General features: G+C 39.6%; 13 protein-coding genes and 1 pseudogene. 8 read left to right on the top strand and 6 right to left on the bottom strand.

From position 1 onward, the window contains the following. Positions 1 to 159 precede the first annotated feature (159 nt). Positions 160 to 1,041 carry a LysR family transcriptional regulator gene (locus V2H77_RS18550; RefSeq protein ID WP_341499981.1) on the top strand — a complete coding sequence of 294 codons (882 nt, stop codon included), beginning with the start codon at positions 160 to 162 and terminating at the stop codon, positions 1,039 to 1,041. Positions 1,042 to 1,914: 873 nt separating this feature from the next. Continuing rightward, on the top strand, positions 1,915 to 2,259 hold the full coding sequence (locus tag V2H77_RS18545) for a DUF4156 domain-containing protein (protein WP_265380186.1): 345 nt from the start codon (positions 1,915 to 1,917) through the stop codon (positions 2,257 to 2,259). A 59-nt stretch (positions 2,260 to 2,318) separates the two neighbouring features. On the opposite strand, the gene epmB is transcribed toward V2H77_RS18545, so the two are convergent. Continuing rightward, positions 2,319 to 3,347: an EF-P beta-lysylation protein EpmB gene (epmB, locus tag V2H77_RS18540; RefSeq protein WP_341499980.1), complete on the bottom strand. Its 1,029-nt coding sequence runs from the start codon at positions 3,345 to 3,347 to the stop codon at positions 2,319 to 2,321. A 38-nt stretch (positions 3,348 to 3,385) separates the two neighbouring features. Here epmB and efp point away from each other — a divergent pair, with 38 nt between their 5' ends. Beyond that, the gene (gene efp, locus V2H77_RS18535) at positions 3,386 to 3,952 is read left to right on the top strand and encodes an elongation factor P (protein WP_036776062.1); all 567 of its coding nucleotides are present in this window, start codon (positions 3,386 to 3,388) and stop codon (positions 3,950 to 3,952) included. A gap of 195 nt (positions 3,953 to 4,147) precedes the next feature. Further along, positions 4,148 to 4,462, top strand: a complete 315-nt coding sequence (gene sugE / locus V2H77_RS18530; RefSeq protein ID WP_088373786.1) for a quaternary ammonium compound efflux SMR transporter SugE — start codon at positions 4,148 to 4,150, stop codon at positions 4,460 to 4,462. Positions 4,463 to 4,507: 45 nt separating this feature from the next. On the opposite strand, the gene V2H77_RS18525 is transcribed toward sugE, so the two are convergent. The 5 genes from V2H77_RS18525 to frdA are packed head-to-tail and all read right to left on the bottom strand — an operon-like array spanning position 4,508 to position 7,933. Continuing rightward, entirely contained in the window at positions 4,508 to 4,642 is a 135-nt protein-coding gene (locus tag V2H77_RS18525; protein ID WP_341500046.1) for a hypothetical protein, read from the bottom strand. Continuing rightward, entirely contained in the window at positions 4,632 to 4,985 is a 354-nt protein-coding gene (gene frdD, locus V2H77_RS18520) for a fumarate reductase subunit FrdD (protein WP_341499979.1), read from the bottom strand. The genes V2H77_RS18525 and frdD overlap by 11 nt, the downstream gene beginning before the upstream one ends. A 16-nt stretch (positions 4,986 to 5,001) precedes the next feature. Continuing rightward, positions 5,002 to 5,394, bottom strand: a complete 393-nt coding sequence (gene frdC, locus V2H77_RS18515; protein WP_341499978.1) for a fumarate reductase subunit FrdC — start codon at positions 5,392 to 5,394, stop codon at positions 5,002 to 5,004. Positions 5,395 to 5,409: 15 nt separating this feature from the next. Then, the gene (locus V2H77_RS18510; RefSeq protein ID WP_341499977.1) at positions 5,410 to 6,144 is read right to left on the bottom strand and encodes a succinate dehydrogenase/fumarate reductase iron-sulfur subunit; all 735 of its coding nucleotides are present in this window, start codon (positions 6,142 to 6,144) and stop codon (positions 5,410 to 5,412) included. Then, the gene (frdA, locus tag V2H77_RS18505; RefSeq protein WP_341499976.1) at positions 6,137 to 7,933 is read right to left on the bottom strand and encodes a fumarate reductase (quinol) flavoprotein subunit; all 1,797 of its coding nucleotides are present in this window, start codon (positions 7,931 to 7,933) and stop codon (positions 6,137 to 6,139) included. The genes V2H77_RS18510 and frdA overlap by 8 nt, the downstream gene beginning before the upstream one ends. A 1,639-nt stretch (positions 7,934 to 9,572) precedes the next feature. Here frdA and V2H77_RS18500 point away from each other — a divergent pair. The 4 genes and pseudogenes from V2H77_RS18500 to V2H77_RS18485 form a co-directional block, all read left to right on the top strand. Then, complete coding sequence (locus tag V2H77_RS18500; protein WP_341499975.1) at positions 9,573 to 10,265, top strand: PAS domain-containing protein; 693 nt, start codon at positions 9,573 to 9,575, stop codon at positions 10,263 to 10,265. A gap of 51 nt (positions 10,266 to 10,316) precedes the next feature. After that, the gene (locus V2H77_RS18495; RefSeq protein ID WP_341499974.1) at positions 10,317 to 10,997 is read left to right on the top strand and encodes a helix-turn-helix transcriptional regulator; all 681 of its coding nucleotides are present in this window, start codon (positions 10,317 to 10,319) and stop codon (positions 10,995 to 10,997) included. Positions 10,998 to 11,297: 300 nt separating this feature from the next. Next, positions 11,298 to 11,978: a helix-turn-helix transcriptional regulator gene (locus V2H77_RS18490; protein WP_341499973.1), complete on the top strand. Its 681-nt coding sequence runs from the start codon at positions 11,298 to 11,300 to the stop codon at positions 11,976 to 11,978. Positions 11,979 to 12,006: 28 nt separating this feature from the next. Next, positions 12,007 to 12,210, top strand: a pseudogene (locus tag V2H77_RS18485) (helix-turn-helix transcriptional regulator); the annotation flags it as partial. Positions 12,211 to 12,235: the final 25 nt, after the last annotated feature.

The following is a 12,235-nucleotide window of genomic DNA, read 5'->3' as shown; positions in this document are numbered from 1 at the left end:
TTAAGTAATAAAAGCAATTTGGTATAGGACAAATTCTTAAGGAAAAAAATATTTCCTTAAGTTTAGAAAAAATGAGCTTATTAGACTAAAATTCATTTATTCATAGGATTTTGGAAAATAATTCAAATATCTATGCACAAATTTAATCGATCTACAGAAATGGCTGTATTCGTTCAGGTAATTGAATCGGAAAGTCTCTCAGCCGCTGCTCGCAAGCTCGACATGACGCCATCAGCGGTCAGTAAGCTTATTAATCGACTGGAAATGCGACTTGGTGTACGGCTGTTGAATAGAACAACACGTAAACTCCAATTAACGGCTGAGGGTTCTGTTTTCTATGAGCGTAGTGTCAGGATTTTGGAGGACATCATAGCCGTAGAACAAGAAGTAAATCAGGGAACAGCGCCGTGTGGACGGATACGTGTTAATTGTCATGTTGCGTTTGGAAAACATTGCTTGATGCCTTTATTACCGGATTTCCTGCAACGCTACCCGGAGATCACACTCGACATTTCATTATGTGACTTGGTAGTGGATTTACTTGATGATCGTAGCGATGTGGCAATTCGTACCGGTCCTCCTGTGGACGACTCATGTCTCATGGTGCGCCGGTTGGGATCAAGTCGAATGGTTGTGGTAGGATCTCCTTCATACCTTGAAAGAGTGGGAATGCCCGCTACGCCTGGCGACCTGGGTCGTTATAATCGACTTGGTTTTGGTTTCACCCGCCATGTGAAAGCTTGGCCTTTCATCGGTTCGGAAGAATGGGTGCAACAATTGCCTTCAGGGAACTTGTTGCTTGGTGATGGAGAAACCATGCGTAAAGCTGCGCTAGCAGGGCTTGGTCTAGCTCGACTGGCCCGTTTCCATGTGAATGCTGATATTCAGGCTGGTTTGTTGCTACCTGTACTTGAGAACTATAATCCTGGCGATCAAGAAGAAATATATGCCGTTTTTGTCGGAACAGGTAGACAACTTCCATCACGAGTACGAGTATTTCTCGACTATCTAACAGAGCACATCCATATTGGTGATGGATAGCAATAACCATAAAATTGACACCACGAAAACATTTGATCGAGTGTTATTGTGGTGTTAATGGAATATCGGTATCCAAATTAAATCCGTGTTAAAAAAGCATAATTATTTATATATAAAAAATCCACATGAATATAATATCTAAGCCATCTTAGTAAGTGGAATTTTTATGGAATATAACATCAGATAATGACTTAATAGAAAATTGTCGTGAGATATTACCAATTCAAAACTGCTGAAAGGTGTTCTAATCGTATTTTTAATGAGGTGATGTTAAGTTTAATATCATTCGCAACATCGGAATTGAATTTATACCCGTCATCTTTCAAGTTGCCTCTTTGTTGGCTGCGCTCACTCACCCCGGTCACATAGTTATCTATGTTCCTAGGGATTCGTTCCCTTACCGTCGCGATGCATCTTGAAATCCATAGGGTATATTGTAAATTTATTTAAGACTTTCTTGGGAGCTAACGAATTGGTTAAATATTTACATTATGCTTTTAATATTGTAGATGGATTTTTTAAATTAAGAGAGATATAGGAAAATTTATAATCTATGTTAGTTTTGGTGATTATAGTATTATGAATATCCTATCAGGTAATTAATATAATGAATAAAAGATCTTTTGGGTAGATAACCAATGGCCTGATTAGTGAGTTACTTTTTTATGGGAAAAGTAATTTATTGAGTTTATTCGTGTTATTTATTCGATTATTTTCCCTATTTTTTACTGGATTCACCTTGGTATAAAAGATTCTTGACCTAAACACTTTACCTAAAGGATGACTTTATTAAATTATTTTTTGCGATATTGGTGCACAACAAGGTATATTGATGATTAATTGTCGAATTTCCAACAATGAGTGAGGAAAAACATGCGAATTAAAGTTTTGCTCAGTGCTTCGGTATTGTTAGTGTTGGCTGGGTGTACAACCACTAACCAATTAACTTCTGAAGGTTCACAGGTTCGATTTGTTGACACTAAGCCGGGCAGCGAATGTCAGCTATTAGGTGAAGTAACAGGTACGCAAAGCAATTGGATGACTGGTGTAAGTAATGAAAGCAGCTCAATGCGTGGGGCAGCCAATGATTTACGCAATAAAGCCGCAGTCATGGGGGGAAATGTGATTTATGGGGTGACCAGTCCGAGTGAAAGTCTGTTATCTAGCTTTGCTCCACTAGACAGTAAGATGATTGGTCAGGTCTATAAGTGCCAGTAATAGCATTCAGAATTTGAGTGATATGCCCGGTTGAAAAGTATCCGGGCATGAATTTTTTGTTAATTTTGTTTTAATCCCAAATCAATAGGCGTTTTACTCGGTTCTCCACCGATTTCCCTTGCCAGACGTGGTACTAAATAACCTGAAATTTTTGTCAGCAATTCCCGAATAAGCTCCTTGGCTTCTTCATCGCTGACCATAAAATGAGCGGCTCCTTGTACTTTATCCAGCACGTGAATGTAATAAGGCAGAATACCTGCATCAAACAGAGCATTGCTCAGATCAGCCAGAGTATCAGAATGATTATTGACACCGCGTAACAGCACGCTTTGATTTAGTAATGTAATACCTGCTTGTTTCAGCAACATCATACTGTTCCGCAAGGATTGGTCGATCTCATTAGCATGATTGATATGTGTCACCATGAGCACCTGTAATCTCGATTGTGCCAGCCGATCACAAAGCGTTGTTGTGATCCGGGCAGGAATAACCACAGGCAGACGAGTGTGAATACGCAGTCGTTTGATATGGGAAATCTTTTCCAGATTGCTGATTAACCAGTCAAGTTCGTGATCTTTTGCCATTAAAGGATCGCCGCCAGAGAAGATAATCTCATCAAGTTCAGGATGTTGCTGAATGTAATCTAATGCTTGCTGCCAATTGCGTTTATTGCCTTTGTTATCTTCATATGGAAAATGACGGCGGAAGCAATAACGGCAATTAACTGCACATCCTCCTTTAACCAACAATAATGCGCGGTTACGGTATTTATGTAATAGACCGGGGACAGCACTGCGCTGTTCATCCAGAGGATCGGTAGAAAAACCCGGCGTAAGCGTGAATTCTTCCGGTGTCGTTATAACCTGAAGCAGCAGCGGATCATTAGGATCGTTTACTTGCATACGGGCAGCGAAAGCTCTGGGTACCCGTAATGGAAACAGGCGACGTGCGTCGCTACCTTTACTCAATGTCGGGTGTTTATCTAAAGATAATAATTGTAATAATTCATCAGGATCGGTAATAACATCTGTCAGTTGTTTCAACCAGTCTTCTCTGATGATGATCTTTGGGGTTATAATGTGCGCCATTTTTTGGCTAAGCCATTTTGTTTATAAAGAGGATCTCCATGGCTACTTATAGTACCAATGAATTCCGTTCAGGTCTTAAAATCATGTTAGATGGCGAGCCGTGCGCTATTCTTGAAAGTGAATTTGTGAAGCCGGGTAAAGGCCAGGCGTTTGCTCGTGTCCGTATTCGTAAGCTAATTTCCGGTAAACTGTTGGAAAAGACCTTCAAATCTACGGATTCTGTGGAATCTGCCGACGTGATGGATATGAACCTGACTTACCTGTATAACGATGGTGAGTTTTGGCACTTTATGAATAACGAAACCTTCGAGCAATTAGCTGCTGATGAAAAAGCCGTTGGCGATAACGCGAAATGGTTAGTTGAACAAGCTGAATGTATCCTGACACTGTGGAATGGTCAGCCTATCTCTGTAACTCCACCAAACTTTGTTGAACTAGAGATCACTGATACTGATCCCGGTTTGAAAGGTGATACCGCAGGTACCGGGGGTAAACCCGCAACTTTGAGCACTGGCGCCGTGGTTAAAGTACCTTTGTTCGTTCAAATCGGTGAAGTGATTAAAGTGGATACCCGTTCTGGCGAATACGTTTCCCGCGTAAAATAACCATCGACTGTATTCAATAAAAGCCACAGTTCTGGCAACAGACTGTGGTTTTTCTTTTTAGCGCATAATGCTGTGTTATTGATACTGCAATTTTTCGCGACTATAATTTGCCTCTATTTCTAATGGTTATCCGGGACGGCCTGGATATGCTACCGTTTTCTGGGGACGACCTCTCAATTATTATGGGGCTTTGATATGTCCTGGTTTGTGCTTGTTATTGCTGGTTTATTCGAAGTCGTCTGGGCGGTTGGCCTGAAATATACACATGGTTTCACCCGGTTGATGCCGAGCCTTATTACAGCCAGTGCTGTGGCGCTGAGTATGGGGCTGCTTGCTTATGCTATGAAAGGTTTACCAATAGGTACAGCTTATGCAGTGTGGACTGGAATAGGCGCAGTGGGCACTGCCATTTTTGGCATTATCGTGTTCGGTGAATCTGCAAGTTTTGCCAGAATCCTAAGCTTTGTTCTGATTATCGCCGGTATTATCGGCCTGAAATTGTCCAGTTAATATTGAACTGCACTCCAAAGGCTTCACACTTTGGCAGTGCAGTTTTTATATGCAATATTTTTTAATCAAGAAATAGAGACTTTTCATCACTGTTTCTCGTTCGATACCGATATCCGGCATTGAACGGGCAATTTTCAATGCCGCCAGTTTTTCACCTTCCAGACGTCCTTTACAGAGCAAAAACGCCGATGATAGCGACAACACTCAGGATTGCTGCTAAGCCGTAGAAAATCCATTTACTTGCGGGAATATGAATTTTCAGGTCATGCATACCGTGGTGGATACGGTGTAAACCGCACCATAACGGTAGAATGATCATCAGTAATAGGAACGCACGACCAATAAGGCTCTGACAGAAAGCCAGAATTCGTGCGTAGCTTAACGCTTCCGGCGCTACTCCTAATGGTAAAAGGATGGCTACGAGTAAAATAATGGCTGGCGCTACAATTGCGCCCCACATACCACCGGCACCAAATAATCCCCAAAAAATCGGTTCATCGGAACGTTTAGGTATTTGATTCATGAGATCCTCCTTGGGGTTAAAGTAAGGCTATACCTAAGATAATCGTGGTGACGATAATAGTGACGGCCCATAGCAGTTTGATTATAGGCTCAGGTCCCATCTTTTCGCTTTTTATCACTATATTAGCTGCTTTCGGCGCTAGTTCGAACCAAGTTTTAGTATGCAGCAGAGCACCTAGCAGAGTGATGATATTAATCAGCAAGATGACGGGATTTTGTAGAAACGTGACAAATGCATCCCAGCTTTGTGCGCCGCCTTTTAGAGCGAATAGACCGTATATCAGTAAGATACTAAACCACATAGTTGTCACTGCGGTACTTTCACGCAGAATATAGAAGCGATAAAAGCTCAGTTTCTGCCACCAGTTGGGCGCCATGCTGCGGATATAAGGTTTACGTTTAGTCGTCATTACTTTCTCCTTCCCTTATTGCGGTTTTAGCATGGCGATCATGAAGTCTTTCGCGCTTTCGATCTTGCCTTGTTGAATAGCCGCTGCGGGATCGACATGTTTCGGACAGACCTCAGAACAGTAACCAACGAATGTACAGCTCCATACCCCATTCTGGCTATTAAGTTGGGGCATGCGCTCTTTTTTACCGTGGTCGCGGTTGTCGAGGTTATAACGATGAGCCAGCGTGATTGCCGCCGGGCCGATAAATTCAGGGTTCAGACCAAATTGAGGGCAGGCGGCATAACATAAGCCACAGTTGATACAGCCGGAAAATTGATGATATTTCGCCATCTGTGCTGGAGTCTGAATATTTGGGCCTTCAGTAGGTTGACGGTCATTCCCGATGATGTATGGTTTGATAGCTTCCAGACTTTCAATAAAGTGGGTCATATCTACTACCAGGTCACGTTCGATAGGGAAGTTAGCCAACGCTTCAACTTTCATTCCTTGAGGATAATCACGCAGAAAAGTTTTACAGGCCAGTTTCGGCACGCGGTTAACCATCATGCCGCAAGAACCGCAGATAGCCATACGGCAAGACCAGCGGTAAGAGAGGTCAGGAGCGAGATTGTCTTTAATGTAGCCTAGAGCATCAAGTAGAGAAGTCTGCTCATCATAAGGAATTTCATAGGTTATAAAATTGGGTTTATGGTCACTTTCCGGGTTATAGCGCATGACCTCCATTCTCAGGGTGTTCATATCAACCATTCTCCTGTTCCTGATGTTTTTTCTCTTGTGCTGCGGCTTCACCGCCATATACACGTTTTGCCGGTGTGGATTTGGTGATTTTTACATCGCTGTATTCCAGGTGAGGGACACCTCCAGAGTTATAGAAAGCGAGTGTATGTTTTAGGAAATTTTCATCATCGCGTTCGGTACAACCTTCATCCAAACGTTGATGAGCGCCGCGAGATTCTTTGCGGCTTATCGCTGAGTGAATCATACATTCAGCGACATCCAAGCCAAAGCCAAGCTCAATGGTGTACAGTAGATCCGTGTTGAACACATTGGTGTTATCGGTGATTCTCACCCGTTTGAAGCGATCTTTTAGTTCAGCGATCTTATCGATCGTTTTTAGCATGAGTTCTGGGGTGCGATAGATACCGCAGCCTTCTTCCATCGAGATCCCCATTTCATCACGGATCTTCGACCAACTTTCCGTTCCTTCCTGTTTCAGTAAGTTGTTTAAACGAGCGACTACATCACGTGCTTGGGCATCCAATGGGCGGTCATTAACGGGTTTGGTTTGTTGGATATGTTTTACCGCTTCTTCACCCGCCAGACGGCCAAAGACTACTAATTCAGCCAGAGAATTAGAACCGAGGCGGTTTGCGCCATGCAGGCCAACAGAAGAACATTCGCCGACAGCGAACAGCCCTTTAATGCGGGTTTCACATTTCTGATCAGTTTCGATACCGCCCATAGTGTAGTGTGCTGTAGGTCGGACCGGAATAGGCTCTTTAACGGGATCAACACCGACATATGCTTTTGCCAGTTCACAGATGAAGGGCAGGCGTTCAAGTAATTTCTTCTCTCCCAAATGGCGTAGATCGAGATAAACCACATCGCCACGCGGAGTTGAAATAGTACGACCGGCATGCCATTCATGCCAAAAAGCCTGAGAAACTTTGTCACGGGGACCCAGTTCCATATATTTGTTTTCAGGTTTGCCTAATGGCGTCTCAGGGCCGAGGCCATAATCTTGTAAATAGCGGTAGCCATCTTTATTGACCAGAATTCCGCCTTCGCCACGACAACCTTCCGTCATTAAAATACCGGAACCTGGCAGACCGGTTGGATGATACTGAACAAATTCCATATCACGCAGTGGTACGCCATGACGGAATGCCATGCCCATGCCATCACCGGTCACGATACCGCCGTTGGTATTGTAACGGTATACACGGCCTGCGCCACCGGTTGCCATAATAACGGCACTAGCTCTGATCTGAATTTTGGCGCCTTCCATCATATTTAGTGCAATCAGACCGCGTACTTGTCCTTCATCCACCAGAATATCGAGGACAAAATGTTCATCAAAGCGTTGGATTTGAGGGTACTTAAGGGAGGTTTGGAATAGCGTATGCAACATGTGGAAGCCAGTTTTATCCGCGGCGAACCAGGTGCGCTCTATCTTCATACCGCCAAAACGACGCACGTTGATGGAACCATCTTCTTTGCGGCTCCACGGACAGCCCCATTGCTCTAGCTGGATCATTTCTGTCGGGCAATGTTCGACGAAATATTCAACAACATCTTGCTCACATAACCAGTCACCTCCGGATACCGTGTCGTTGAAATGGAAGTCATAGGAGTCGTGAGCTTGGGTGACGGCTGCTGATCCACCTTCTGCTGCCACAGTGTGGCTACGCATTGGGTAAACTTTTGAGATCAGAGCAATCTTCATTTGAGGATTGGCCTCAGCGGCGGCAATTGCGGCACGTAGGCCAGCGCCTCCGGCTCCGATAATCGCGAGATCGGCATTAAAGATTTGCACTGTGCTTCTCCATTGTTTAAGTGAAATTAATGAGTGAGCAAAATCGTCGTAACTTTCCTACAATGTTGTTGTTATTTTTTATATAGCAAAATTTTGTAGGTAAAATCTGGTGCTTTAACGATTAAGGGCAGCTATTTATTACTATTTGTATTGGATTAAGTATAGCGAGTTCTAGGTGAGGTAAATTTGATATGAAAGGGTATTTTGTCAGATTTAATTACAAAAATATGATCTGAGACAGGAATAAGTTATTTTTTCTTTCGTTCATCCCGATCTGATAGCAAGACGGCCTTTAGAGGAAAATAATGGTGTGTCATGGTGGGATAAGTCACAGTCTGTGTAGTGTGAATTTAACTTATCTGGTATTTTTATCGGTGTTGGAAATTGTGTAAGTTCAGTGATATTCAAGTGATTTATTTTTTCTGATAATGTTGTAGTTAATAATTTTAAATTATTTTTTATTTTCTATAATTATTCTTTAAATTAAATATAAAAATGACTGCTGTTTATTTTATGAATGTTATAATTGAGAATACAATAACCATGTCATTAAAAATAGATGTGGGAATATAATTTGCTATTTTATTTTAATGACCTATATTTAGTAAAGGAGTTTTGTTTTTACAGGTATAGGGATAAGTGACATTTAAATAGTTTTTCATGATTAAAGTCATTTAACTTAATTAGTTTAAGAAATCAAAATATATACCCTATGGATTTCAAGATGAATCGCGACGGCAAGGGAGTGAATCTTTGGGAGCATAGCAAACTATGTGATTGGGGTGAGCGAGTGCAGCCAACAAAGAGACAACTTGAAAGATGACGGGTATACACCAACGGCATATTAAGGATAGAAATGATCAGGATATAACCTTTGACGTTACTTCACCGGCACTGCCAAAACAGAAAATCACTGATAAAAACACGGGAAATGGGGTAAGAACACGATTGCGATAAACATCTAAGTGGAATTTGAAATACAACTTTATATCTTGAGCTATACCATTTTAAGTAAGTTTTTTATTTAATTATTCTTCAAAAATTTAATTTTATAGAATTTACCTAACCTTAATTTTATTTAAGAATAGCTATTGTCAGCAGTCAGCAAATTCAAACGCAGTTTTTAGACTGAAAACTTCATATAGTTGATTATTCTGACAATTCCAAAATATATTTTACCGAATTACGATGGCCCGTATATGCCGTTTAAAAAGCATTCTTTAATTGATCGAATATTATTCCGATTAAATGCCATTTTTTCGCCGTTATTCTGTCCCAAAGATAACACCTTCTTTTTCATTCTATTACCGATCATCGTTATAACAACTGCTCCCTCATACTTCGGCTAATGGCAGAAAGTTTTTGACCTACATCACTTAATTACTTATGACTTAGAAGTCTAATTCATTAATTTTATTGTTTAGTAAGCAAACTAAAATGTTTTATACAAAAATAGTATTTTACGTTATATTCATTCAAGTTAAAAATACCATTATATAACAATAAAAGGTTTAATTAATAAATATATGTATTTTGACGAACAAGTTATTATATTCTATTATATGACTAAGGCATTTTAAGTATAATTAGTTAACAAACTTGTCAGATAGCAACTGAAATAATTATTCAGGAGTCACCAATGCAACATATAAAAAACAGACCTAATAATATCACCCCACAATTAATTCATATGTGGGAAAACAGTGACGAACCCTGGGGAGCTAAAGATCTTCAATCAAGATTTATTTACGCTAATTCCGCCTTTTATCAACTCCTCAATTTACCGGAAGATTTCGATATTACCGGGCTTTCAACAGGTGAATTACCCTCGCCTATTGCAGAATATGAAAAAGAATTCCACCGTCAGGATCAAAAAGTTATTCAAACAATGCAACGCGTTACTTCACTAGAAACGCATCCATTTGAAAAACATAAGATTAAACAAATCTATCTTTGTAATAAATATCCACTTTGTGATGAAGATGGCAATTGTATTGGGATCACTTTCCATATGTGCAAAACCCAAAATTTTTCTACTGCTTACTATTATGAAAAAACCCCTCCGGCAACATTGGAATTTATCGCGCCTAATGACAAATTGACGCAAACTGAATGGGAAGTTCTCTTTCTAACTCTACGCTCATTAGATGAAGAGAAAATCGGTGAAGAGTTAATGATAAGTACCGAAGATGTGGTTAATCATATTCAATCAATTTACCAAAAATTCAATTTACCACTACATGCAGAATTAAAAGATTTCTGTAGAGAAAATAAACTTGACCTTTATATTCCAGCAAGATTCGTCACTATTGGTAGTTTGGAGTTAAGTTGATTATAAGGTTAATAATCTAATTTTAAGACTAGAGAAAAGAGGAGTGATAACATGGACAATAAATTAATTATTTCATCTCAGGTTATTAATACATTAAAGCAAAGTAATGATCCTTGGGGAATAAAAGATAAAAACTCATGCTTTATTTATGGTAACTTAGCATTAAAATCTCTTAAGAATTTTTCAAGTTCATTTGAATTTGAAGGACTTTATGAACATGAATTGCCCTGGGATGGAGCCGAATTCGCCAAAGAGTACATCGCTCATGATCAAAAGGTGATGGAAAAAGAAGAAAGAGTATGCCTACTTTTAACTCATACTTTTGGAAAAGAACAAATTCTTTCTTCTTATTTTTTTGAAAAATACCCTCTTTATTATAAAGATGGAAGCTGTATGGGAACGATATATCATGGCTGGCAAGCTCAGGATTTTTCATTCACCCGGCTATTTCATGGAAAATTACCAGCAAATATTATGTTCCAGCCACCGACCGATCTCTTTACTCAACGGGAATGGGATGTTATTTTCCTTATGTTACACAAGTATACCAGCAAGCAAATCGGTAGAATGTTAAATATTTCCTATCGTACGGTTGAAACCCATATTTCACGCATATATAAACGCATTGGCGTTCACTCTAGTCATCAATTGGAAGAGTATTGTCGCACAAATGATTATGATCTCTATGTACCAGAAAGATTTGTGCATCCAGAAACCAGAATGTTTCTTTAACTCTTAGATTACAAAGGAACTTTTACTAATATGAAGAAGAACTATTCAATATCGCCTCAGATTATTAACACAATAGAAATGAGCAATCAACCGTGGGGAATAATGGATAGTTCTTCAAATTTTATCTACGGTAATTCAGCTACAAAAATATTTATTCGTAACTTTAAAAAACTATTTTATTATATAATATTTTATGATCATGAATTACTCTAGGTATATGAGGTAATCGTGAGTTAAATTGATTATAAGATTAAACATCAGAAACCTAATTTTAAGATTAGAGAAAAAAAGAGTAATAACATGGATAATAAACTCATTATTTCACCTCAAATTATTAATACAATGGAACAAAGCAATGCCCCCTGGGCAATAAAGGATAAAAACTCATGCCACATTTATGTCAATCAGACATGCAAAAGTCTTCTCAATATTTCATGTTCTTTTAACTTTGAAGGGCTTTATGATCATGAATTACCCTGGGATGGGGCCGAATTTGCCAAAGAATACATCGCTCATGATCAAAAAGTGATGGAAAAAGACGAAAGAGTATGCCTGCTTATAACACATGCATTTGGAAAAGAACAAATTCTTTCTTCCTATTTTTTTGAAAAATACCCTTTTTATCATGAAGACGGAAACTGTATAGGTACCATATATCATGGCTGGCAAGCTCAGGATTTCTCATTCACCCGGCCATTTCATAGAAAACTGCCGGCATCTATTATGTTCCAGCCACCAACCGATCTCTTTACTCAACGGGAATGGGATGTAATTTTCCTCCTGTTACAAAAGCATACCAGTAAGCAAATAGGTAAAATGTTAAATATTTCCTACCGTACCGTTGAAACCCATATTTCACGTATATATAAACGGATTGGTGTGCATTCCAGTTATCAATTGGAAGAATACTGTCACATTAATAATTACGATCTCTATGTACCAGAAAAATTTATGCAACCTAGAAGTAGAATGCTCCCTTAGCCATTAGATTAAAAGGAGTTCCACTAATATGAAAAAGAACTATGTCATCTCCTCCCAGGTTATTAATACAATGAAACAAAGCAATGAGCCCTGGGGAATAAGAGATAAAAACTCATGTTTTATTTACGGTAATTCAGCAACAAAAAATCTTATTCATAATTTCAAAGAGTCATTTGATTATGAAGGATTTTATGATCATGAATTGCCTTGGGATGGAGCCGAATTCGCCAAATAGTACATCGCTCATGATCAAAGGG

The organism is Photorhabdus sp. P32, assembly GCF_038085095.1.
Classification (GTDB): domain Bacteria; phylum Pseudomonadota; class Gammaproteobacteria; order Enterobacterales; family Enterobacteriaceae; genus Photorhabdus; species Photorhabdus luminescens.
Note: the sequence above shows the minus strand (reverse complement) of the source record. Positions and strands in the feature narration are given on the sequence as shown.